Origin of the sequence: Methanobacterium sp. (genome assembly GCA_016222945.1) — an archaeon.
Classification (GTDB): Archaea; Methanobacteriota; Methanobacteria; order Methanobacteriales; family Methanobacteriaceae; genus Methanobacterium_D.
In genome coordinates this window covers 550,746-575,556 of the sequence record JACRPY010000002.1, presented here as the reverse complement: position 1 = coordinate 575,556, position 24,811 = coordinate 550,746, and the positions used below count along the sequence as shown (strand labels likewise).

27 protein-coding genes are annotated in these 24,811 nt (G+C 33.2%); 13 read left to right on the top strand and 14 right to left on the bottom strand.

The annotated features are described in order from the left end of the window. The first annotated feature begins 28 nt into the window (after positions 1–28). Both oadA and HZC47_03120 read left to right on the top strand, forming a co-directional pair. Positions 29–1,750 (top strand): sodium-extruding oxaloacetate decarboxylase subunit alpha, encoded by a 1,722-nt coding sequence (oadA, locus tag HZC47_03125; protein ID MBI5679872.1) that lies wholly within the window; start codon positions 29–31, stop codon positions 1,748–1,750. 76 nt (positions 1,751–1,826) lie between these two features. Continuing rightward, a complete protein-coding gene (locus HZC47_03120) occupies positions 1,827–2,522 on the top strand; it encodes a class I SAM-dependent methyltransferase (GenBank protein ID MBI5679871.1) in 696 nt (231 codons plus the stop codon). An 18-nt stretch (positions 2,523–2,540) separates the two neighbouring features. Here the strand turns inward: HZC47_03120 and HZC47_03115 are convergent, their stop codons facing one another. The 9 genes from HZC47_03115 to HZC47_03075 all read right to left on the bottom strand — a co-directional run bounded on the left by HZC47_03115 (position 2,541) and on the right by HZC47_03075 (position 9,544). Next, positions 2,541–3,152, bottom strand: coding sequence for a hydrocarbon-binding protein (locus tag HZC47_03115; GenBank protein ID MBI5679870.1), 612 nt, complete (start codon positions 3,150–3,152; stop codon positions 2,541–2,543). A gap of 170 nt (positions 3,153–3,322) precedes the next feature. Then, on the bottom strand, positions 3,323–4,012 hold the full coding sequence (queC, locus tag HZC47_03110; protein ID MBI5679869.1) for a 7-cyano-7-deazaguanine synthase QueC: 690 nt from the start codon (positions 4,010–4,012) through the stop codon (positions 3,323–3,325). 20 nt (positions 4,013–4,032) lie between these two features. Next, entirely contained in the window at positions 4,033–4,542 is a 510-nt protein-coding gene (locus HZC47_03105) for a hypothetical protein (GenBank protein MBI5679868.1), read from the bottom strand. 94 nt (positions 4,543–4,636) lie between these two features. Then, positions 4,637–5,476, bottom strand: coding sequence for a TIM44-like domain-containing protein (locus HZC47_03100; GenBank protein MBI5679867.1), 840 nt, complete (start codon positions 5,474–5,476; stop codon positions 4,637–4,639). Positions 5,477–5,628: 152 nt separating this feature from the next. After that, entirely contained in the window at positions 5,629–6,255 is a 627-nt protein-coding gene (locus HZC47_03095; protein MBI5679866.1) for a hypothetical protein, read from the bottom strand. 15 nt (positions 6,256–6,270) lie between these two features. Further along, complete coding sequence (gene larC, locus HZC47_03090; GenBank protein MBI5679865.1) at positions 6,271–7,476, bottom strand: nickel pincer cofactor biosynthesis protein LarC; 1,206 nt, start codon at positions 7,474–7,476, stop codon at positions 6,271–6,273. Between the two features lie 178 nt (positions 7,477–7,654). Beyond that, positions 7,655–7,999 carry a hypothetical protein gene (locus HZC47_03085; GenBank protein MBI5679864.1) on the bottom strand — a complete coding sequence of 115 codons (345 nt, stop codon included), beginning with the start codon at positions 7,997–7,999 and terminating at the stop codon, positions 7,655–7,657. A gap of 266 nt (positions 8,000–8,265) precedes the next feature. After that, complete coding sequence (locus tag HZC47_03080; GenBank protein MBI5679863.1) at positions 8,266–8,769, bottom strand: hypothetical protein; 504 nt, start codon at positions 8,767–8,769, stop codon at positions 8,266–8,268. Positions 8,770–9,208: 439 nt separating this feature from the next. Next, complete coding sequence (locus HZC47_03075; GenBank protein MBI5679862.1) at positions 9,209–9,544, bottom strand: hypothetical protein; 336 nt, start codon at positions 9,542–9,544, stop codon at positions 9,209–9,211. 100 nt (positions 9,545–9,644) lie between these two features. Here HZC47_03075 and HZC47_03070 point away from each other — a divergent pair, with 100 nt between their 5' ends. The 8 genes from HZC47_03070 to HZC47_03035 all read left to right on the top strand — a co-directional run bounded on the left by HZC47_03070 (position 9,645) and on the right by HZC47_03035 (position 17,343). Continuing rightward, a complete protein-coding gene (locus HZC47_03070; protein MBI5679861.1) occupies positions 9,645–10,718 on the top strand; it encodes a phosphatidylglycerophosphatase A in 1,074 nt (357 codons plus the stop codon). 155 nt (positions 10,719–10,873) lie between these two features. After that, positions 10,874–11,695, top strand: coding sequence for an adenosylcobinamide-GDP ribazoletransferase (gene cobS / locus HZC47_03065; GenBank protein MBI5679860.1), 822 nt, complete (start codon positions 10,874–10,876; stop codon positions 11,693–11,695). A 21-nt stretch (positions 11,696–11,716) separates the two neighbouring features. Beyond that, on the top strand, positions 11,717–12,259 hold the full coding sequence (locus HZC47_03060) for a tRNA (cytidine(56)-2'-O)-methyltransferase (protein ID MBI5679859.1): 543 nt from the start codon (positions 11,717–11,719) through the stop codon (positions 12,257–12,259). 31 nt (positions 12,260–12,290) lie between these two features. Continuing rightward, a complete protein-coding gene (locus HZC47_03055; protein MBI5679858.1) occupies positions 12,291–13,106 on the top strand; it encodes a succinylglutamate desuccinylase/aspartoacylase family protein in 816 nt (271 codons plus the stop codon). Positions 13,107–13,347: 241 nt separating this feature from the next. After that, positions 13,348–14,172 (top strand): succinylglutamate desuccinylase/aspartoacylase family protein, encoded by an 825-nt coding sequence (locus tag HZC47_03050; protein MBI5679857.1) that lies wholly within the window; start codon positions 13,348–13,350, stop codon positions 14,170–14,172. A 114-nt stretch (positions 14,173–14,286) separates the two neighbouring features. Further along, entirely contained in the window at positions 14,287–15,468 is a 1,182-nt protein-coding gene (locus HZC47_03045; protein MBI5679856.1) for a hypothetical protein, read from the top strand. A 49-nt stretch (positions 15,469–15,517) separates the two neighbouring features. Further along, on the top strand, positions 15,518–16,138 hold the full coding sequence (locus HZC47_03040; protein MBI5679855.1) for a hypothetical protein: 621 nt from the start codon (positions 15,518–15,520) through the stop codon (positions 16,136–16,138). Positions 16,139–16,200: 62 nt separating this feature from the next. Then, positions 16,201–17,343 (top strand): hypothetical protein, encoded by a 1,143-nt coding sequence (locus HZC47_03035; protein ID MBI5679854.1) that lies wholly within the window; start codon positions 16,201–16,203, stop codon positions 17,341–17,343. Positions 17,344–17,454: 111 nt separating this feature from the next. On the opposite strand, the gene HZC47_03030 is transcribed toward HZC47_03035, so the two are convergent. After that, positions 17,455–17,871 carry a hypothetical protein gene (locus tag HZC47_03030; GenBank protein ID MBI5679853.1) on the bottom strand — a complete coding sequence of 139 codons (417 nt, stop codon included), beginning with the start codon at positions 17,869–17,871 and terminating at the stop codon, positions 17,455–17,457. Between the two features lie 442 nt (positions 17,872–18,313). Between HZC47_03030 and upp the strand changes: the two genes are divergently transcribed. Continuing rightward, positions 18,314–18,946, top strand: coding sequence for a uracil phosphoribosyltransferase (gene upp, locus HZC47_03025; protein ID MBI5679852.1), 633 nt, complete (start codon positions 18,314–18,316; stop codon positions 18,944–18,946). A gap of 101 nt (positions 18,947–19,047) precedes the next feature. Here the strand turns inward: upp and HZC47_03020 are convergent, their stop codons facing one another. From HZC47_03020 to rplJ, 4 genes are all read right to left on the bottom strand, one after another. Further along, positions 19,048–19,542: a fumarate hydratase C-terminal domain-containing protein gene (locus tag HZC47_03020; GenBank protein ID MBI5679851.1), complete on the bottom strand. Its 495-nt coding sequence runs from the start codon at positions 19,540–19,542 to the stop codon at positions 19,048–19,050. 69 nt (positions 19,543–19,611) lie between these two features. Further along, positions 19,612–20,760, bottom strand: coding sequence for a tyrosine decarboxylase MfnA (gene mfnA / locus HZC47_03015; protein MBI5679850.1), 1,149 nt, complete (start codon positions 20,758–20,760; stop codon positions 19,612–19,614). A gap of 71 nt (positions 20,761–20,831) precedes the next feature. Beyond that, positions 20,832–23,129, bottom strand: coding sequence for a phosphoenolpyruvate synthase (gene ppsA, locus HZC47_03010; protein ID MBI5679849.1), 2,298 nt, complete (start codon positions 23,127–23,129; stop codon positions 20,832–20,834). A 13-nt stretch (positions 23,130–23,142) separates the two neighbouring features. Continuing rightward, the gene (gene rplJ, locus HZC47_03005) at positions 23,143–23,625 is read right to left on the bottom strand and encodes a 50S ribosomal protein L16 (protein ID MBI5679848.1); all 483 of its coding nucleotides are present in this window, start codon (positions 23,623–23,625) and stop codon (positions 23,143–23,145) included. 135 nt (positions 23,626–23,760) lie between these two features. Between rplJ and HZC47_03000 the strand changes: the two genes are divergently transcribed. Beyond that, complete coding sequence (locus HZC47_03000) at positions 23,761–24,534, top strand: AAA family ATPase (GenBank protein ID MBI5679847.1); 774 nt, start codon at positions 23,761–23,763, stop codon at positions 24,532–24,534. A 17-nt stretch (positions 24,535–24,551) separates the two neighbouring features. After that, positions 24,552–24,788 (top strand): hypothetical protein, encoded by a 237-nt coding sequence (locus tag HZC47_02995; protein MBI5679846.1) that lies wholly within the window; start codon positions 24,552–24,554, stop codon positions 24,786–24,788. The last annotated feature ends 23 nt before the right edge of the window (positions 24,789–24,811 follow it).

Here is a 24,811-nt window from a genome sequence, read left to right as displayed (position 1 = left end):
TTTTTTGAAGCTTATTGAGAGGGTCACTATGAAAAAGATAAAGATCATTGAAACAGCATTTCGAGATGCACACCAATCTTTACTTGCAACCAGAATGCGTACAAGGGACATGTTGCCCATTGCTGAAGAAATGGATAAAGTTGGATATTTCTCAATGGAGGTCTGGGGCGGTGCTACATTTGATACTTGCATAAGATATTTGAATGAAGATCCGTGGGAAAGGCTTAGAAGCCTTAAAGAAACAATAACAAAGACGCCCCTCCAAATGCTCCTTCGAGGACAGAATCTGGTAGGATACAAACATTATCCTGATGATATAGTGAGAAAATTTGTTGAAAAGTCTTACGAAAATGGTGTAGATGTTTTCAGGATATTTGATGCTCTAAATGACATAAGAAATATGGAATACGCCATAAAAGTTGCACGTGAACAAGACGCTCATGTTCAAGGAGTAATTTCTTACACAGTAAGCCCTTATCACACTTTAGAAAAATATGTTGACTTTGCAAGAGAATTAGAATCTTTAGGATGTAATTCAGTTGCAATAAAAGATATGGCAGGGCTAATATCACCACATGATACATATGAGCTCGTTAAAAGTCTTAAAGAAGAAACTAATTTAATGGTTAACCTTCATTGCCATTGTACAAGTGGAATGACCCCAATGAGTTATTATGCTGCCTGTCAAGCAGGAGTAGACATTTTAGATACTGCAATATCACCATTATCCTGGGGAGCATCACAACCACCAACTGAAAGTATGGTTGCAGCACTTCAAGGAACTCCTTACGACACAGAGATTGATTTAAAACTTTTAACACATATTAAAAAGTACTTTGAAGAGATTCGGAAAAAATACAGTAGTATTATTGATCCTATCTCCGAAAAAGTTGATACAGAAGTCCTGATTTACCAGATTCCTGGTGGAATGCTCTCAAACTTTGTATCACAGCTTAAAGTTCAAAATGCGCTTGATAGATATGAAGAAGTGCTTGAAGAGGTACCTCGAGTTAGAAAAGATCTGGGATACCCTCCTCTCGTAACTCCAACAAGCCAAATAGTAGGAATACAGGCCGTTATGAACGTGTTAGGTGGAGAAAGATACGAATCCGTCTCAAAAGAGGTTAAAGATTACTTAAAAGGATTATATGGAAGACCTCCTGCACCTGTTAATGAAGATATTCGTAAAAAAATTATAGGTGATGAAAACCCAATAACTGTAAGGCCTGGAGATCTGCTTGAGCCAGAATTAGAAAAATATAAAGTGGAAGGGAAAAAATTAGGAATTATTAAAAAAGAAGAGGATATTTTGACATATGCTCTTTATCCTGCAGTTGCCCCTAAATTTTTAAGTGGGGAAGCTGAAGAAGAAGAATTAAAACCTCCGGAAGAAGACGATGCTTGCGAAACACCTTCTGGTGTCCCCACAGAATATGCTGTTGATGTTGATGGTGAAGTTTTCAATGTTAAAGTTCTTCCTGTAGGTTACATGGAAATAGAAAGTTCAGGAGATAACAAAACCCCTACAGGACCTGTTGAAGGTGGAGTAACATCTACAATGCAGGGAATGATTCTTAAACTCAAAGTTAATGAAGGTGACAAGGTTAATGAAGGAGATGTTGTTGCTGTTTTAGAAGCTATGAAAATGGAAAACGATATTCACGCTCCAAGCCCTGGAACTGTAAAAGAAATCTTCATTAATGAAGGTGACACTGTTAATGCCGGAGATACATTAATGGTTATAAAATAAGTCTTTTCATTTCTTTCCTTAAAATCTTTATTTTCTTTTAAATATTTAATTTTCAATTTTTTATGGAGTGAACATTTTGCAAAAATCAGAAAGAGTAAAGGCTCATTTTGAAGAAGAAGCCCATGAATTCGATGAACTCATTTTAAAATTGATTCCACATTATGAAGAAATGATTAATGCTTTAATCAGCTCAATACCCTTTAATCATGATGATTCAATAAAAGTTCTTGATTTAGGGTGCGGTACGGGAACTATAACCAAAAATCTAAAAGAAAAATTTCCAAATGCAAGAGTAAAATGTCTTGATTTAGCTCGAAATATGATTGAAATGGCTAAAATAAAATTACAAGAATATGATAATATAAATTATGTCATTGGAGATTTTTATAGACTTGATATCAGCGAAAAATATGATGTAATAGTTTCTTCCCTAGCATTACACCATCTTGTAACTGATGAAGATAAAAAAGATTTTTATAAGAAAATATATGCTGCCTTAAATCCAGGAGGAATATTCTTAAACGCTGACGTTGTTTTGGGCTCAAATGACAATTTACAAATATTATACATTAATAAATGGAAAGAATTCATGAGTTTAAGTGTTAGTGCAAAAGAAATTGAAGAAAAATGGATACCTGCAGCAGAAGCAGAAGATCATCCTGCAAAATTAGTTGATCAACTCAAATGGCTTGTAGAAATCGGATTTAGAGATGTTGATGTTATATGGAAATATTACGGTGTTGCAGTTTACGGCGGGTTTAAAATAAACTGAAATAAATCAAAAATCATTCTAATCTTTTATTTCAACATCAAATTGGCAGAATGAATAACCACTTGTCCAGCACCTTACCTCCTCTGCAGAGACATGTTTTCCAGTTAATTCCGTTAATATGCCAATTATCATGCCTGTTTCAAAGTAACAAACTGGTTCTCCGATATTAGGCAACCCTGCACATTCAATACATTCATAAACTCTTAAATCAATCTTTTTCCCATCTTCTGTATCTTCTTCCTTGAAAATATCTAGAATACCTATCTTAAACTTCGCTAAAAAGTCAGCAATGTCATCAACACTTTTAATGAGGCCTGCTTTAACCAGGTTAGTTCCAAGTTCCATTCCTGCAACTATATCTGTGCCATAACCTGCCCTAGCGACTGAAATTGGTTTTTTTAGGTTTCCAACTCTAAATGTTGTGACATATACTGAATCCAAATCTTCAGTAGCATCTTTACCTAAAAAAGGTCGTTCAGGACGAACTATATCTTCTAAATCAACATGATCTTTTTTGGTAAGCTTTCTGGGACCAAGAAGTTTACCCTCAACTGTTTTTTCGTTTCCAACTTCTTTTTCAACCAAAGAGCGATAATAATCAATTGCTTTTTTAGTTTCACTTTTGTTCATCATGAGCCTCCAAATGGACAACACTTATATTATTATGATTCTTTTAACTAAAGTTTTTATTTATCTAATAATGAAAAAGTAGTAAGCAAAAAATAAAATTTTGAGTAATTATAAGCACTGGAATTAAATAAGACTATCTAAACTAAAAAAATAACTTATTAACGGAATTATTACCTAATGCCATATTCTACTTTATCTTCAACTTTAGCTTCCCTAAAAGCTCTTTTACGCCGCATACATGATTCACAAGTTCCACAATGTTCTTTTTGACCCATATAACAAGAGTAACTTAAATGTAATGGAGTATTAATTTTAATACCGAGCTTTACAATTTCTTTTTTGTTTAAATTTATAACCGGAGCTTCAATTTGCACGCCATCAAGTGTACCAATCTTCAAAACATGATTAAATGCATCCAAGAATTCTTTGGAGTTATCGGGAAATGTAACAGCTTCTTCAAGGTCCCATCCCATGATAATTATTTCAGCATTTTCTGCTTCTGCAAATGATGTAGCTATGGCTGTAAATGCTACATTCCGTCCAGGAACCCATACTTTACGTGCTGTTTCATCACAGATTTCCTTGTTATCAAGTTCATCTGCTTTAAGCTCTGGAACTGCAGAACCAGATGTTAATGCAGATTTTCCAAGAGTTTTAAGCCATGGGAGCTCTATTACTGTGTGTTTCATGCCTAATTTTTCACATATAACTTCAGATGATTCTATTTCCATTCTGGCGCTTCGCTGCCCATAATCAAATGTTAAAGCATGAATATCATATTTATCAGCGAAATATGCTGTTGCCACTGTTGAATCTAATCCTCCTGAGAGGACAGATATTGCCTTTGGTTTATTTTTCATAGTTAGCCCCATTGTAATTATTAATTTCCAGTGTTTTCATTTTTAAAATCACCATCTTTCAAGAATTCATCTAGATCATTATAATATATTAAATTACCTCCACACTGACATGAATCAAATTCCTGAGGATTTTCATCCTTTCCAAGCATGTAATAACCCTTACATTCTTCACAAACTAAATATCCCTTATTTGAATCATATACATGACCTTTATGTTTTTCTGTATCTTTAAGATTCCTTGATTTATTTAAGTGCTGCTCCCTTTCCTCTAATGCCTTCACTCTTCTCTTTACCCTGTAAACTCTCAAATAAGAATAAGCTAAACCAATTCCAATTACCATAAAAAAAGCCATATATAAACAAAACATAACTGGATCATTTATTTGAAACCCAGAATCTCCTCCAAAAGATACTATACCCTCACCTACTCCACCTCCTCTGCCACCTCTGGCAAAAACAATAGAAGGTAATAAAGATAGATTAATTAAAAAAATAAGGAATGAAACTATCCTAACCCTAATTCCAATCAACAAATATCCCTCCATTTAATTCTATTTTAATTATATAAAGCTATTACATTGTTAAAGCATTTTATATTCCCCTAATAATTTTCAATTTTTTATTTTAAAAATCATCATCTCCCAGAAATTCATCTAGATCATGGTAATATATTAAATTACCTCCACACTGACATTTTCCAAACTCTTCAGGATATTCATTGCTTTCAAGCATATAATAACCCCCGCAATCCTCACAAATTAAATATCCATTATTTGAATCATTTCCATATCCTTCACTAAACGATTTTATGCTGAAAAGGTCTGATAAAATGTTTTTATTCACTTTATCAAGAATCCACCCATTTAAACCTCTTGTAAACTTCCACATCTCTCTAATTTGGTGTAGATGAGCTGGTTCTCCCGCTACAACTTTACCTGTAAAATCATCGATGAAGTAATCATACATTGAACCAGTTATATATGCCCAGAAATAATCCATTTCATCTTTTTTATAATCTCCTATTCCCATTATCCTTACATTTTTTAAACGAACCTTCTCAAGGACATTTATATGGTTTCTGGCTATTAAATCACTTGTATATGCTTTATTCGCCCTGTAAAGAGATTCACTTATATAATCTTTAGATATATCTGGATTTCGCTCTTTTCTAGCCTCATGTACCTTATAAAATGTATCTTCAACCCTTTCTTCTATATTTTTAATGTTCCACGCTTCATCATATTTTTCTATTTCTCCCGCAAGCTCTTTAGCGTCTTTATTTTTCTTACGGAACCTCCAAACAATGATTCCAATTATAATTAAAGATATTACAATGAAACTGATTAAAATAATTAAAAAATTAGTGTCAATAACTGGATCACCTGAACCTGAGGAACCACTAAAAAGCTTACCTATTTTTCCAACACTACCTCCTCTCCCTCCCCCATGAGCAAAAACTTCCAAAGGTAATGTAAATATCACTAATAAAAAAATAATCAATGATAAATAATTAATTCTACAACTAAACAAAGTATGACCCTCCATTTAAGATTAATATTCAATATATTATGTCATACAACGTTTGAGTATATGAATTTTTCGTATTATTTACCCAATTAGCATAATTTATATATATGCATTCCCAAATTCATTAAAGCAGTTCTAAGTCCTTCTATATTCTCTAATAACAGCCGATCGTATCTTTTAACTGTAGAAGATATGTCATGTGCTTCAATATTAGTGTTTTTATAATTTTCTCTGCTTTTTATCTGTTCATTGATCTTATTTGCACACATGTCGATATCTCTGATTTTAACAAAAAGTTCTGATTTTTTAACTTTATCTGGGAAAAGATCAAAGGTTATAATATCCCAAAATCCTGTTTTTAGGGGCAATAATGGCTCTAAAATCAGTTTATTCCTTTTTGGAGTGTCAGAAAATTTATTATCTTCTATCAATTCAATTTCATTATCCAGAATATTCTGATTATAATCTAATATCTGTAAATTGTATTCTAATTCATTTTTAACAGCAACTAATGTTTTTCTTTCAGTTTTTTTCTTATTATGTTCCCTCCAGCCCAGGGTAGTAAGAATTGCAATTATAGCAGTTAATGGAACAATTATAATTCGGACAATAGCGTTGAATTCGCCTATCCATATTGCAATTGCTAGCAAAATTAATAAAATAGCAGTAAAGATAGCTGATACCCACCAAATATGTTCAAGTAGCCATTTCATCATGTAAGTTCACCCCATTTAATATTTATCTAAGAGTTTCTTAAATGCATCGTTTGCCTTTTTCATTACATCCTTTAAAGGAATGTTCATTTCATTAGCAATTTTTTTTGCATCCTCATACTCTGGACTATAATTTATTATTTCATCCCCGATAGTTCCAACTTTAATTTGTATATCTTTCTTTATTCCTGCAATTTCGATGTTAATAGGGATAATTTCCCGGTTTACAATATTCCTATGAACATAAGGTAATATCCTAACACCAAGAGTTCCTGTTTCCCTGATTATTGCTTCTGAAACAGCGTCACAATCCTTTGGTTTTGTTATTACTCTTAAAAGATGACCGGGCCTGTTTTTTTTCATTAAAATCGGGACTGCCACTACATCAAGCGCTCCAGCATCTAAAAGCTTGTCAAATGTATGGCCAATTACCTCCCCAGTAACACTATCCAGATTAGTTTCAAGAATAGAAATATTATCAGTTGGAATACTGGAATCTCCGCTTATGATCCTTAAAATATTGGGAACCTCAAGATCCAGTTTACCTGCACCATAACCAATTTTCCTGTTTGTTATCAACGGATAAAAACTGCAGAATTCATCCACCATATTCATATAAAGAGCTGCCCCTGTTGGTGTTGTAAGCTCATGATTTTCTGGACCGCCGAATACTGGTACATTTTTTAATATTTCAAGAGTTGCAGGTGCAGGAACACTTAAATTTCCGTGCATACTTTTAATTCGACCCCCACCAAGAGCAACAGGCATTCCATACACTTTTTTAGTGTTCAATCCAAGCTTATAAAAGCAATACGCTGACCCAATCACGTCTGCAACAGCATCTGCTGCACCTACCTCATGAAAATGAACTTTATCTATGGAAGTCCCATGAACTTCAGCTTCAGCCCTTGCCAGAGTATTAAAAACATCTTTTGAAAATTTAAGGATATTATCATCAATTTTTTCGTGTTTAATGTTACCCAGAGTTTTTATAAACTTGGAATATTCAATATGTTTTTTATCAGTAGTTTCAACATTAGCATATGTTGCATTAATACTTGCTTTTTGAACATTATTGATTTTAACACTTATATCTCCAAAATATGAAGCATAATATTCCATAACTTCAACTACATCCCCAATATCAATACCAATATCTATAAGGGCACCTAAAACCATGTTTCCAGATATTCCTGAGTTTTGAGGGTCTATTACAACTACCATAATACCACTAAAAGTTCAAATTAATTGCTTTTTTATAAAAATTATAACATTTTTGCCAGTTTTTAAATAATCCTTAAAATTGTATTAGGTTAACTAAATTTAAATAGATTATTTTTTTTATATTCTATTCATTTAATTTTACTTGAATTTAGAGATTAAATATATTAATCCAGTTATTTCAGTTAAATAGTACCTTTTTTAGTTCCTGAAGGTTTTTTACAATGAATGGCTCTGCTTTTGGATCTGCTAAAATTTTTAACTGTTTTTGATGTGTTTCATCATATACATTTTGTAGTATTCTTTGAAGCTGGGGAACTGGCATTTCCATGACTTTATTGATTTTAGCAATTTCTTCATCAGATAATTGATCTTTATACGAATTTATTTGTGATTGGAACTTTTTTACCACATTTGAATTTCTGGAAACTACTCTTTTTAAGATAATAACTGGAACTTTCGTAAATATGTTCATAAGCTCCATGACATCCTTTTCAGTTATTTCTATATTCTCATCTGATTCCATTTCTCCACTTCCAATCTTAAAATTAATATATTTCTTTAATTATTATAAATTTATTTAAAATTTTGAAATTATAAAAACATTGACCCCAATAAATTTTATTATAAGGTTATTATCCAGTATTATGTCATTTAAATGCGTAATACGGCCAAATTTTAAAAAAAATAAAAAAATTTAACTTATTTAATTAAATTATTGGTTATTTAACTAACAACCATTTAATATCTAAAAAAAAGCTAATTTAAAAAAAAGTAAGTTGAAACTGTTATTTACAGCTCACTTATACTTGTATTTTCAAATTTAAACTTGTTTAATTCTGATTTTTTGAATTTATATTTCTGATTACTCACAATAAGTTCAACATATCCTTCATCGATAGTTTGTGCTTGTACTTTTGGAGTATCTGGAGTCACATTCTGTGTAACCGGTTGTGTAACTGGTTCTGTTGTATGTGTTAAATATTCTCCTCTACTATCATGTGATTTTCCATGAACTAAACAGTAGTCCATATCACATCTTGTACAATACCACAGTCCTTCTGGACTGGTCCATGAAGCTGAGCCTTGTTCAAAAGTTAATGTTCCTTTCAAATGGCAATTTGGGCAGTAATTCTTAAATACCACAGTATGGTGGTATCTATCACTGCATAATGAGCAGCTGCAAACTCCAGCTGCTTTAACATAATCACTTGTAATTTTAATATTATATGCACCAACACCATGTTCTGCCGCTGCTGATGGAGCAGCAAATGAAAAGGCTGCGATTAAAAACATCGCGAGTGTCGTGCTTGCTTTAATTTGTCCCTTAATCTAATCACACTCCTATTTATTTTGGTCCAGTTTTGTTTTACTGCCACTAGGGTTGGGTAACCCTGAACCTGTTGGAGCATAATTAACACCTCCGGTATGAATAGTAATATTTAAATAATCTACAAAAAGATGTCAAAAGTTAATAGAATTTTTGACATGATTTTAAATTATATAGTAATTTTAAAACTAGATTATCAAAATTAAATTATAACACCCAATTAATGGTTCAAAATATATAAACCTTTCGGTGAAAAATAATGATCAAAGCAAGTCCAATGAAGTTATTTCAAACCATATTGTATCATAAAAAACGAATAAACTCAAATATTAATTTCAATAATTAAAAAAACAAAAGATACACTAACCACATAATATAACTAATGTTAAGCCAAAAAATTACTGTTTATTCGCTGCTTCCTTCGTTTACAATTATCCTGCGTATAGGGACCTCTAAAATAGTATATTTTTCTCCTTTGAGGGCCTTACGAACAGATTCTACTATATTATCCACTTTTTCATCATCCACAACGCTGCATACTAATATTGCATCCTTTGAATGATGTCTAATCATCTCTATAGCAGATTTTGGATCTTCTTTTATAGAAAATCCTTTCCAATCCTGTGGAGACATACCTTTATACTCTAAAATGTAAAATCCAGTGATTCCTGCGTCAGTAAGCGCATTCATAGCTTTTCCTAAATTTTCGATCTCAACAAAGACCCTAAGATGAACTTTCATAGCTTCACCATCTTAATATTCATATATACACTTCATATATTATAATATTGATGATTAAAAAAATTCGCATAATGCAACTAATACTTAAACTGGTGATTGAATGAACACAACGATCTGTATTGATGACGCTTCCTTTTTAAAGAATAACAATAATATTATAATTCAAAGAGAAAAGGGACTGTTATCTTTAAGTAACTCCAATAATGAAGGTTTTTTTAATGTAAAAACCATAATAAATCATTCTATTAACAATAATAAAGAAGATACATTTCTAAATAAAGAAATGTACCTGCAGAAATTTCTAAATGACAAAAAAGTATCTGATCCTGCAGCAGTGATTTTAACCAGTGCAAATATGAAACATTGTTCAATTGAAACATCAGATTACGTTACCGCCATAGTTACAGCCCATAATTCAGGTTTATTTGGTGCTGGAGAAAATATCAAACCTTTAAAAGAACATGCATCAGGGTCAATAAACATTATAATTCTCATAAACAAGAAATTAAATAATATGGTCCTTATGAATACATATTCCCAGGTGATTAGCGCAAAAATAGCAGCATTATGGGATTTAGATGTGAGAAGCCCTTCATGGGATCTGGCCACAAGTAGCAGCCATGATTCCACACTTGTAGCATGTCTTGGAGATGGTGAAGAAGATATTAATGAAACCGAGCTTCAAAATCTGGTTGAAAACTGTGTTAGAAAAGCTGTTAAAAAATCCATGATTAATAGCGGATTTTCAAAAAATGTTGTTGATTTCATTGAAGGTATTGAAATTAAAATAGAAGATTTAGTTGATGCCGGAATGGAGCTTTGTGTAGGTGTTGAAAAAACTGAAGAACTTTATAAGAAGTTACACAAACAAATACTCAAATCCCTTGATGATTTAAATGTAGTATCCTTTATAATAGCTGGAATAAGGCTTGAAGAGGATTACATGAAACATCGCGTTGAAGGAGTTGATGTTGATGATGATCCCGCCTATCTCTACTCGGACGAGGTATTTGGAATGTCTATAGCCAACCAAATCGCCGGAACAAAAGCCATATTTAATTTTAAAAGGTATGATGAAGAAAAACCAGGGATTATTAGCACTCTGGGGCCTGTACTTGATGATGTTTTTGCAGGGCTTGTTGCCGGGTGTATGTCCAAAATCTTTGAGGTTTGAAGAACAGAGTTCTTCAACAATAAAAATCAGAGCAGACAAAAATTTCGTTTTTGTCGCGTCAAAATTATAAATTTTGACCGATTTTTGAGGTTTGAGAAAAATGCACATCATTTTTCTCTATCCCAAAAAAATTTACAATTTTTTGAGGAATGAAGATGAAAGATAAAAAGGTACTGCGTACAACAAAAGAAGACAAATCCCCTGCCATTGATAATACATTTGAGAGAGTTTCTAAGCTTAACGGAATATTTGGACTTATATCCTTTTCAACAATCCTACCTTTAAATATCCACACCAGCATCGAAGATATGGCAGCTTTTACATGGTTTTGGCCAATTATTGGAGGTTTAATCGGGATATCTGTTGGTGCAGTTGGATTTTTTGTATTAAATATACTTAATTTACCTTCATTGCTTTCAGCAGCGCTGATTTACAGTTTTGCAATATGGTTTACTGGTTTCCACCACCTTGACGGGCTAATAGACATGGGCGATGGATTAATGGTTCATGGAGATTACCATAAAAAGATTGAAGTTATGCGAGACATGGCCATAGGCACTGGAGGCATATCCCTCTTTTTTATAGTGGCTACAATCACTTTTGCAGCAATTAACTCTATTCCTGCCAGTTTAATATTTTTAGTGCTGTTAATGTCTGAAATATCTGCAAAGATGAGTCTTTTAAGCTGTGCAACCTTTTCAACACCCTTTTCCAATGGTACAGGCAAATTTTTTGTAGAGTCAATGAATTTAAAATTATTAATACTGGCCCTTGTTTTGACTTCAATAATAGGATTTTTGACTCTAAAAGTTGCAGGAGTCTTAGGAATAGTTGGAGCGCTGATTGGAGGATATATAATATCATTAGTAGCTTCAAAACAATTTAAATATACAACAGGAGATATTTTAGGTGCTTCAAACGAAATAGGACGTGCAATATCTATTATTATAATGATAAGCATTTTATTACGCCATTAAACATATAAAAGAGCTGATAAATTGAAAATTAATGTTTTAAGATTAGATCACAGAAGAAAAAGAGATGCCAGGATAACCACCCATGTTTGCCTAACAGCAAGAGCATTTGGAGCAGATAAAGTAATATTAAGTGGAGATGAAGATAAAAAACTCATGGAAAATGTGGGAGATGTTGTTGGAAGATGGGGCGGAGACTTTAAAGTTGATTACAGGAAAAATTCTGAAAATTTCATAGAAGAATGGAAAAATAATGGAGGAGAAGTCATTCACCTAACTATGTATGGTTCTCAGGTTCAAGAAGTTGTTGGAGAAATACAAAATTCACCTAAAGATAAGCTGGTTATTGTTGGAGGAGCAAGAGTTCCAACAAAAGTATATAAACAGGCTGATTGGAATGTTTCAGTCACAACACAGCCTCATTCAGAAGTTTCATCCCTTGCCGTTTTTCTACATATGTTATTTGAAGGAAAAGAGCTTGATTTTGACTTTGAAGGAGGTAAAATGAAAGTGGTGCCTACTGCAGAAGGTAAACGAGTTATTATTAATGATAAGGAAAATATTTAACATTTGCAGATAATAAATTAACTGTGGTTAAATGAATAATAAAATTCCAAATAGGAATAATTTAATTATTTTTTGCTTTTTGATAATTTTAGCTGTATTAACTATCCTGCTAACTACTGGAATTTTAGACCTTAAAGGAATCCCATCACCCGAAATTGAAGTAATAAATAACAGTGCAAGCGGAGATATCACTAAAAATACATTAATAATGGAAAATATCCCTAAAACAGAATTAAATATAGAAATAATTAAAAAAGCTAATTACGGAGCACCAATAATAAAATTAGGTGAAGGAAATCCAAAGGTAATGATTATAGCAGGAGTTCATGGTGAAGAGTTACCGCCCCAAATAGCTTCTCTTAAACTTATTAACGATTTAAAGGACAAAAAATTAAAAGGAACCATATATATAATTCCTTTTGCTGTTCCTGAATCTACAGAAAAAAATATTAGGGATTTCCAAAACAAAGACCCTAATCGTGAGACAAATTCTCCAAATTCCCCTACAAATGTTGTTTTACAATTTGCTAAGGATAATAATATAAATTACGTGGGTGATTTTCATTCAACACGACCAGATGGAGTGCCAGGTAAAAAAGTAGTTATGTGCTCCAAAGAAATTAATTATGAAAGTTTTAAACTTGCTGAATTCATTAGCCAAAAAACTAACTCTGATATTTTTCTAAAGCCAGAAAATGAAGGTACTGTGAATCTTGTTTTCAATTCTAATGGTATACCTACAATAAGTGCAGAAGTAGTTTCTCAGCATGGCCAAGTTAATCTTAAAGATGTTGATGCATCCTATGATCAGATGTATTCCCTTTTGATATATTCAAGGGTTTTGTAAACTATCTTTGTAAAATACCTATTTTTATTTAAAACTTTTATTAGACCATATTTTAGGTTTATTTTCCATATATAAGTAGTATTACTATTTTTTTATAATTTAATGAATAAATTAAGCCTTAAATTTTTAAAATTCAAATATAACTATTGTGAAGTTTTTCACATAGTGGCAGGGGAAAATTAATGTTCTTGTGAATACGAACATATATATAGATATTGAAAAAAAAGTAAGGGGTGATAAAATGGTAAGTGGATCAAAAATCAAAGTGATGACAATTGTATTCGCAGTTTCTATAATGATAAGTACTATAGCTTACAGCATAATATTCATTGAATCCACTCCTGCTGCCGCTGCCAAATACACATCGCCCCAAATTGAAGTAATAAACACAGCAACTGGTGGAAACATAAATAAAAACGCCGAAATTACCAATAATGCTCCTAAAACAGAATTAACCCAACAAATAATATCAGAAGCTAAAAAAGGAACCCCTATGATAAAATTAGGTGAAGGAGATCCTAAAATAATGATTATTGCTGGTGTTCATGGCGAAGAATTATCCCCTCAAATTGCTGCATTAATTTTAATAAACGAATTACAAGGCAAAAAATTAAAAGGAACCATATATATTGTTCCTTTTGCTATTCCCAAATCTAGTGAAAAAAATACAAGAGATTTCAACAACATTGACCCTAACAGAGCAGCCGACATTCCAGGTTCCCCTGGAAATGTTCTTTTAGCTGTTGCTCAACAAAAAAATGTGAAATTTGTAGGTGAATTCCATTCAACCCAACCTGGCGGAGAACCTGGTAAAAAAGTTGTAATGTGTTCCAAAGAAACTTCATATGAAAGCTTCAAAATCGCAGAATTTATGAGAACCGCCACCAAATCAGATATTTTCCTTAACTCAAAAAATCCTGGAGCTGTTAAAAACGTTTTTAACTCTGCAGGAATTCCCACAGTGACAAGTGAAGTAGTTGCAGCCCACGGCACAGTTAATCCTCAACAAGTGCAAGAATCTCACGATCAAATGATGGCATTCATTAATTACTCCAAAATTTTATAAAACTATTTTTTTATTTCACTTATTCAAACTAAAATCTTATTTTTTACTACCAAAAGAATTTATTTTAAGAAATTCAAAATATAATATAATCTTTATTGTTCTGGTAGGGATTAAATGAAAAAAGAAAAAAAATTATTGATTTTATCATTAGTTTCTATTGTTGTTGTATCTACATTTGCAATATATACGGCTTTTAAAGAACCCCCTACCTGGCAAAAAACGTTCGGAGGACCAGATAATGAGACTGGGTTTATGTCTATAAACTCCGTAAAATTGGGATATATCTCTTTAGGCACCATAACCATATCCAACGATACTGATGTTTACTTAATTAGTTTAGATGAAAATGGTAATGTTAAATGGGAAAATAGCTTTGGAGGGTTAGGTAAAGATTATGGCTATTCTATCCACAGAGATTTAGGTGGAGGATATGCAATAGTTGGAAAAACAAATTCATATGGTGCTGGACAATACGATGCATGGTTAGTAAATATTGACGAAAATGGAACTCCAAAATGGAATATTACATATGGTGGGCCAGGAAATGATTCAGCCTACTCTTTTAAAACCACCCAGGACAGTGGATTCATTTTAGCTGGAAGTAGCACTTCCCTTGGATTAAACGGAAGTGATGTTTATGTTATTAAAACTAATCAAAAAGGCGCATTACAGTGGCAGGAAACATTTGGTGGAAGTGGAAATGAATGGGGTAAATCAGTGCTGCAAATGCAGAATGGAAGTTATTGGGTTTTAGGATCTACAAACTCTTCCTTTGCAAATTATGATTTTTATCTGTTAAATTTAGATTCCAAAGGGCGTTTAATGTTAAATAAAACATTTGGAGGTGCTAACGACGACTTTGGAGATACTGTAATCGGAACTGAAGATAATAATTTACTTTTATCTGGTTTAACTAATTCATCTGGTGCTGGTGCATTTGATACGTTGATTATTAAAACAGATACGTATGGAAACCAAATATGGAACAGGACATTTGGAGGGCCCGGAAATGACAGTGCCACATTTATTAGAGAAACCGATGATGGAGGTTATATACTAATTGGAGATACAAACTCATTTGGTGCTGGCGGTTTCGACATATTCGTTGTAAAATTTAACAATGCAGGATTACAGCAATGGAACAGGACATTTGGAGGGCCTGGAAATGATTATGCTCATTTTATCCTGGAAACACTTGATAATGGCTATTTACTCACAGGAACTACAAATTCCACTGGGGCCGGAGGAAATGATATAATTCTAATAAAGATGGATTCATTAGGGCAAGTTAAATAAAAAAAAAATCCTGATTTATTTTCAAATAAGTTATTTGGAGAGGTTATCAATGGATGAAACAGAAGAAAAATTGTATGGACAGATTTTTCCTATAACTGAAAAGTTAAAAACACTTGAAAAACGAGTTGCTATAATATTATTAATAAATTCCATTATATTCCTCCTGATTTTCAAGTTCAGCGGCGGAATAAATATATTGGCTTTAGTTTCCATTATTCTTTTTGGTTTAGCTGTTGGATTGCTTTTTCAAAGATATATGGATATGAGACTTGGTGGAACTCTTACTTATGCCATAATGCTGTATTATTCATTAGGTAATCTCTGGATTTTACCCCATTTTTTTGCTATAAGTCTTATTGGAGTTCCTATTGGAATATTCTTTATGAGAAAAGGTTATTTGGGACATCTTCTGTTTTATTTGTTAGCTGCAATTATCCTGCCTTTAAGCATAATATCTTACTTCATCCTACGGCTTTATATCCCTCCTTTTTCAGTAGTACCGATCATTCAGAGTGCTGCAGGAATAATATATTTAGTACTCCCACTAATATTCCTTTACAATCTTCTTCGTATAGAAAAAAGGAAAATACCATTAAATATTATTTATATGGCAGGTCTACTCCTGGCCGGATGGGCTTTATGGGTATTTATCCTTAATTACCTGGTTTAGAGGTGATTTAAATTAGCAAACTAAAAATAGTAGTTGAAGGAACTAGAGGAAAAAGCTCAGTAGTGAGATTTTTCCATGAATTTTTCTATGAAAATGGGTACAATACTTTAAGTCGAGAAACTGGCCTTGTACCTATGATTTATTATAATGGCCAGAAAACATTTGTTAAAAGAGAAGGAGAGCTTCCTTTTAACCTCTTAACCGAAATAAGAATCATAATAGAAGAGTTTGGCTCAAAAAAACCTGATGTAATTATTTTTGAAAACAATGCTATTAGATCAGAGTATATGAGAAGCTTATCTGATTACTTGCACGCAGATGTAGTTATAATAACAACTATAACCTTTGACCATATACTATCCCAAGGATTCAGCATGGAAGAGACTGCAGAAACATTTATTAAATCAATACCGCCCTATTCACATATTATCTTCTGGTCTAACCACGAATACGAATATGATGTCTTTAAAAAATCCTTTGAAAAAAGTGGAAGAAACGACGCAGATATACTCCTAAGCTCTCTTGATGACAGAGAATCCGTTATTTATGCTGCTTTAAAAAAGATAATCGACCAAAAAGGCATGAAAATCAGCAAAGATATTTCATCTGAAATAACTCCTGCAACCAAGGTCTGTGAATTTGTAATTGAAGAAACGTGTCCTTCACCCATAACTCACGCAATACCTGAGGAAGTTTTCTCATATGACCTTCAACATAGAGTTTTTGTAGATGTAGGGCATGTAAATGACCCCATACACACATATCTCATATTACACCAAATAATGGCACAAAAAAAGTTTGAAAAGTTTTATTTACTATTTAACTTCAGAGAAGATAGGTTAGAGAGAATTCCCTTATTTATTGAAGGTTTTTTACCATTGATAATGGAACATGTGAAAGGAATCATTATCAGATCAGATGCCATAGCATTTTCACCCAGTTATCTTGCCAAATATATAAAAAACAATATAACTGGAGCAGAAAACCTAAAATTTTACACATTTAATGATTTTAATGAATTTTTAAATGATGTAACACCACAAATACCTGAAGATAACTATATAATAATGGTAGCCAATACTGCAGACAAATTTGGCTACGAACTAATTGACAAACTAAATTTATTCCGAGAATCGTACCCTATACTTAATAAAATAAATCTTTTTGAACTTAGATACAGTAAAAAACCAGAAGAACTATATTAAATCATTAAATTTATCTGTTGAAATAGTTGTTTATTTACCAATGTCTCTCCCCTCCCAATCTAACTAAAAAAGTGTAAATAGAAATTTAAAAACCTATTTCACTTGTTTTATTTAAGTTATATTTACTGTTTTATTGTACACTACTGATCGGCCCAAACCCTCACTATAAATCACAATATCTACTTTGGTAGGTGTTTGATTCAATTCAACGTCCACATTTGCATTATCTTTTTCGCCAGGCAAAGTATCCTCATCCCACCATAAAAATGGCGCATACTTTGGAATAACTGCTCCATTGGAATCATAAAATACCAGATCCATTTCAAGCTCATCATAGACTTGGTTTGCTGTTATAGTTGCATTAACTTCATATTCATATTTAGCGGAAGTACTGTGGTTAGAATCAGTAAGAGTTACTTTGATATTATCAACAGTTAATCCTCCACTGAAGAAGCTCATATATACATATCCTCCAATACCAACAACAGCAATCAAAACTATAATGCCTACTATTATTCCCTTATTCATCTTTTTTATCCTCCTTTTAATTTTAATGGCCAATAAACCATCCATAACTGTAAGAAGGTCCTACATATGCAAATATGCTGATGTAAATAGGATGTTAAAACTGTCCACATATGAATATAAATGCAGTACTACTTTTTTTACAGTTTATACTATCATTATGAAACGCTGAAATGAAATGGAGTTATAGGAGTGATTATTTTCATATTATTGTGTTCACTAACTAATATATAATATTTTATATCTAATTCAAATAAAAAAAAGTTAAATTAAAAACATCGGATTTTATTTAACCCAAAATAAAATAAAACTTAAAAAGATAATAATAAATAATAAAATATAAAACGAAAACTAAATTTCATGTTTTTTTTATCTTACATTTAGATCCCTCAATCTGAAAGATTAACAAGATATAATATGAACAAATTTTTCATAGGAGAATTCTATGTTAAAAATAGTCGATCATTTATTAGTACTGGAAATTTTAACCAAAATAAGGAAAAAAGGAATTAAATCCGCCCATTTTAGAAATGGAATTATAGAAATTGGACGGCTAATGTCTTACGAATTTGCAAATACGCTGGAAAAAGAAGATGTAAATGTTGAAACACCCTTAGGTATAGCTGATGGAATAAAAATCACTTCCAGAAAAGATATTGTAATCATTACAATTTTAAGAGCATCTTTACCATTAACTAACGGCATTTTGAGAGTTTTTCCAGAAGCACAGTATGGAGTGATTGGTGCCTGGAGAAGAAACACTCCTCCTTTTGATGTTTGCATGGATTACCTTAAAATACCGGATTTAAATGATAAAATTGTAATTGTGGCCGACCCTATGCTTGCAACTGGAAATACGATGGAATTAATACTTAAAAAGCTGCAGATGTTTGGAAATCCTAAAAGAATTACCCTTTTTACAGTGATAAGTTCTGAACCAGGGCTAAAAAAGATAATGAGCAGCTATCCTGAACTGGAAATTTATACATGTTCAGTGGAAAAAGAACTTAATAAAGATGGCTACATTGTACCTGGACTGGGAGATGCTGGAGATATTGCCTTTGGTAAGCCCTCTTAAATTTTAAAAATAATTTAAATCAATACTAAGACATTCCATGGGCTACAGCCAACCTTTAAAAAAAATTGATCAAAACTCCATTAAATGGTGCTCAGGCGTCCTCAATACAAAGATTCTCCATGAGATACAGCCACAATCCCTGGAATTCCCTCCACTTCAAGCTCAAAAAGAGCCTCCATACCTTCTTCTTTAAATGCAACTACTTTTTTGGATTTAACTTTGCTTGTAAGAAGTGCTGCTGCTGGAGGAGTTACAACAAAAATAGAATTATCCTTTTTAAGAGCTTCAATGGTCTCCTCTCCTAAAGCTCCTTTTCCTATATGGATTTTAACACCTGACCTAGCAAGATATGGAATACTCTCTTCTATTTCTGCTTTATTGCTTGTTGTGGGTGCTATTCCTGCATCACTTACTGCAGTGTGCATTATAACCGATCCTTCAATATTTATTAATGTTTCACCTTTTTTAATGGATTTAACAAGTTTTGGGAGTGCAGCGTCTCTTCCAGTGAGTATTTTACCATATATCTCTACTTTATCCCCTATTTTTAAGTTTAAAATTTCTTCGTTGCTCACTGGTGTTTTAATTTGCTTCATTAATACCTCCCCCCTTAATAAATCTGTTTTTTTAATCTTTTAATTACACTATTTAAAAAAAATGAAACTTTAAATTATTATTTGCCTTAAATCAGCTATAAACTCAATTATATGCTCTTTTTTTATGTGAGGCATGACAATAATCCTTATTGCCCGGGGATAAGATGATATTGAAACAGCCCATCCTTTCTTTTCCAGCTTACTGGCCATCTCATCTACAGACATTTCATCTGATCTAAATGCAACTAAATTTAATTCTGGCTCGGTAATTAATTCCATCCCTATTTTTTTAATACCATCAGCCAGTAACTTAGTAACTTCCATGCATCTTTCAGCAAGAGAAATATAACCATCCATACCCATATATTTAAGTAATGCCCATGTTGCTGCTGCTGAAGCACCAGCCCTGGTTCCTACAATAGTTGACTGTTTTTTTTCAGTTAAATATGGGGTTTCTATGCTCATTACATCCAAATATTTTTCTTCTCTAAACAGAATTCCACCTGTAGGTATAGGTGCCATTCCCATTTTATGAGGATCAATAGTCAGTGAACATACACCATCCAAACTAAAATCAAACTCCGGAAGATCATAACTACTTTCCTTTAAGAAAGGTATCATAAATCCACCAAATGCAGCGTCAACATGCAAATATATTTCATGTTCCACGCATAATTTTGATAGTTCAGGGATGGGATCAATCTTTCCCAGTTCTGTTGTTCCAGCCACACCCACTATGGCTACAGTTTTATCACTGATAAGGTCTTCAACAGACTGTAAATCTACCCTGTAGTTTTCATCAAGCTCAGCTTCCTTAAGTTCTAAGCATAAAATGTCTGCCGCCTTTTTAAAGGAAAAATGAGCAGATTTAGGGACAATTATCTCAGGATTACTGATACTTGCACAATTTCTGGCGGCTCTCATGGCCATTATATTTGCCTCAGTTCCCCCAGTTATTATATAACCACAAACATCTTCTTTCCCAAGGATACTGCCTAAAATCCGTATAGATTCATCTTCTAACTCTTTAGTACCTTTAAATAATCCAGGATCACCGAGATTAGATTCTAAAAACATTGAATATGCTTCTCTACCCACTTCATGAGGGCATGTGCACATTGAACCCAGTATTCTGCCAGAACTATGAGTTAAATCTTTTTCCTGGAATTTACTGAGTTTTTCAAATATTTCGTCCCTATTAATTCCTTTTTTATCCATTTTAATTCCCTAAAAAATAATTTAATCAAGTTTAAAATAAAAAAAAGTGTAAAAAGAGAAAATAAGTATTTTTATTCCTGTAAACGTTTCCTTGCAGCTTTTAGGACAAGTTTCTTTTCAACCCTAGCCACAACTTCCCTTACAGTTGCAACAGCATCGGTATTTGCAGATACACTTTCAATTCCTGCCTCGACAAGTTTTTCAACAATTTCAGGCATGCTTCCAGCTTGTCCGCAGATACTGGTTTTGACTCCTGCCTCATTACAAATCTTTATAACACGAACTAAAAGTTTCAAGACTGCAGGATGCTTTTCAGTGTAAAGATCTGCTACGTGTTCGTTGTTTCTGTCAATTGCAAGTGTGTATTGAGTTAAGTCGTTTGTTCCAAAGCTTACAAAGTCAACACCTTCAGCAATGAAATCTTCAATAGTAAGAGCAGCTCCAGGTGTTTCCACCATGATACCAAAGTCAATTGTTTTATGTGGCTTTAAACCCACTTCTTCAGCTATTTGCTTGGCTTTACGAAGTTCATCAGGGTGCTGTACCAATGGAATCATTATTCCAATATTAGTGTATCCTTGTTCATGAAGCTTTTTAATAGCTTTAAATTCAGCTTTTAAGATTTCAGGCTCATCTAATTCTCTTCTGATACCTCTCCATCCGAGCATTGGATTATGTTCATATGGCTCGTCTTCTCCACCGTCAAGAGTTTTAAATTCGTCTGTTGGTGCGTCAAGAGTTCTGTACCATACTGGTTTTGGATAGAATTCATCTACAACCTTCAAGATGTTTTCTACAAGGATTTTTATGAGTTCATCCTCATTTCCATCAGTTATGAACTTTTTAGGGTGCACTCCAGATGTTAGCATCATGTGTTCAGTCCTAAGAAGACCTACACCATCAGCTCCTGTTGCTGCAGCTTTTTTAGCAGCTTCTGGCATGCTGACATTTACTTTAACTTCTGTAACTGTTAGAATTGGTGCTTGTGCCATTATTGCAGGTTGTTCTTTGCCTGTTTCTTTTTTATCTGCTTCTTTGAGTTTTCCCTTATACACGGTTCCTTTATTTCCGTCAAGTGTTACTATTTCATTTTCCTCAAGAATCTTAGTTGCATCGCCAGTTCCAACAACACATGGAATTTCAAGCTCTCTTGAAACAATTGCAGCGTGACAGGTTACTCCGCCTTCATCAGTAATGATTCCATCAGCTCTTTTCATTGCAGGAACCATGTCCGGTGTTGTCATTACTGTAACCAGAATGTCTCCTTCTTGAATTTTATCAAGTTCATCAATGCTGCTGATGATTTTAACTGCACCTGATGCCATTCCAGGGCTTGCACCAAGTCCTTTAGTAACCATTGTTCTTTCTTCATCCACACTTTCTTCTGCTTCGCCACCATTGCTCATATTAATTGTTGTTACAGGTCTTGATTGTAACATGAAGACTTTTCCATTATTTATTGCCCATTCAGTGTCCTGTGGAGAATCATAGTGATTATGAATCTTTTTGCCCATATTTGTAAGTGCTGCAATTTCAGCAGTGCTTAAAACCCTCTTATTTTTAAGGTTATCTGGAACATTTATTTTCACTGTTTTTCCAGCTTCAGGGTCCTTTGTAAACATTATGTTTTTCTCGCTGATTACAGATTCAAGGATTTCGCCGGTGTTTTTGTCTATCCAATACGTATCTGGCGTAACGGTACCTGATACCACAGCTTCTCCTAATCCCCATGCTCCTTCAATTAATATTTTCTCTTCTCCGGTTGATGGGTGTACTGTGAACATTACGCCTGCTTTTTCGGCGTCTACCATTTCTTGAACCACTACAGCGATATAAACTTTAGAATGATCAAAATTATGTTCTTCTCTATAAAAAATAGCTCTGGATTCAAATAAAGATGCCCAACATTTCTGTACATACTCTAAAACATCTTCTGCTCCCCTAATATTTAAAAATGTGTCCTGTTGACCTGCAAATGATGCTTCAGGAAGGTCTTCTGCAGTTGCAGAGGATCTTATAGCGACAAATACATTTTCTCTGCCAATCCTCCCACATAATGCATTGTAAGCCTCAATTATAACTGTTTTTATATCATCAGGGACATAAGCTTCTAAAATAATTTTTTTTATCTTTATTGAGGCTTCTTGTAGTTCTTTATTATTGTTGACATCTATAGCATCAAGAATGCCCATTATTTCATCAAAGATACCTGTTTCTTTTATGAATTTGTCATAGGTTTTTGCGGTTACTACAAATCCTGGAGGTACTGGAATTCCTGCTTGAGTTAATTCGCCCAAATTTGCGCCCTTTCCACCAGCTATGTCTACATCTTCTTTTTTCAGTTCTTCAAAAAATTCGACATACTTCATGCTAAACACTCTTTTATTTTATTAATTCTTCACCTTTATCAACAACAACCCTGCAAGGCACAGGGAACTTCATTGCAGCCCTTCTTAGAGCTTCTTTTGCATCTTTAAAGTTTCTTTTGTTTGTATGAATACTTAAAACCTTCTGATCTGCCTTTGCAATTGCAACAGAGCTTACAGGTTTTCCGAATGCTTTTCTCATTCCGTCCTGCACCCTGTCAGCACCGGCACCAGTTGCCATTGGATTTTCTCTGACAATGTGGTGAGGATAAACCCTTATTTTAAGATGGTAACCCATCCTTCCTGCTCTTCTTTGCATATATCTATTTGATGCAATCCTTGCTGCTTCCAACGAGTTATGAGATAAATGCGCTGGTTTTTTTAAAGCAAGGCTTACTGTTAAAGGAAAATCCCCTGAAAGGTTTCCCATGTCATATTGAACTATCCTGGAACCAGGAATTTTTCTAATGTATTCTTTTCTTGTGTATGATCTGGTCATAATAATCCTCCATTATTAAAATTTTTAAGTCTATAAGTTAATAAACCTTCCCTTCTATATACACCAATAATCATATTGATGAGATTGTAATATTTATCTCTTTGATTATATGGCCATGTATTAGGTGGAAAGATTATGAAAATTGCGATAACCGGAAAAGGAGGGGTCGGTAAAACAACCCTATCTGGAACACTAGCATGTATATTCTCACAACGTTATAAAGTATTCGCTATTGATGCAGATCCTGATATGAACCTTGCATCAAGCCTTGGTATAACAGAACCAATTGTCCCCATTTCCAAGATGAAAGACTTGATAAAAGAAAGAACTGGTGCAGAGCCCGGATCATCCTTTGGAGAGGTTTTTAAGATTAATCCCAAGATCAGTGACCTTCCCGAATCTTTATCCATAAATTACGATGATGAAGGAAATTTAAAGCTACTTGTAATGGGTACCGTGGATAAAGGCGGTGATGGATGTGTTTGTCCAGCTTCTGTACTTCTTAAGGCACTTATGCGTAATTTAATCCTTAAAAAAGACGAAATCATAATATTAGACATGGAAGCAGGTGTAGAACATTTGGGAAGAAAAACAGCAGAAGCAGTTGACCTGATGATCATAGTTGTCGAACCAGGTTTAAAATCTCTTGAAACTGCAGAGCGGATTAAAAGATTAGCTGGAGATATTGGAATTCCTAAAATTGCCTGTGTGATAAATAAAGTTTCAAATGAAACTGAAAATGATTTTGTAACCACAAAACTTAAAGAAATGGGACTTGAAGTCATTGGAAACATTCCCCGAGATGATGCAGTTATTAAAGCAGATATGGAAGGAAAACCACTTTTAGATTATCCTGATTCTTTTGCATTTAAGTCCATAGAGAAAATTGCAGAAAATATTTTAAGTTAAAATAGGGAATTAAAACTATGGAAATTAAATCCACAATTACTTTCACATATAAAACAAAAAAAGAAGCAGAAATTGCCTTAGGTTCACTTAATCCCGATAACATGAACTTTGTAAATGCACATGTTACAGAGAGTAGCCTTATATGTAAATTAGAGTCGAGTTCGCTTAGAACAGCCCTTGCAACAGTTGATGATATTTTGTTTTGCGAGATGATGACTGAAAAAATTATAGATTTTACAAAAAACGAAGAATAAGTTTTATTACAAATTAGAGGTGG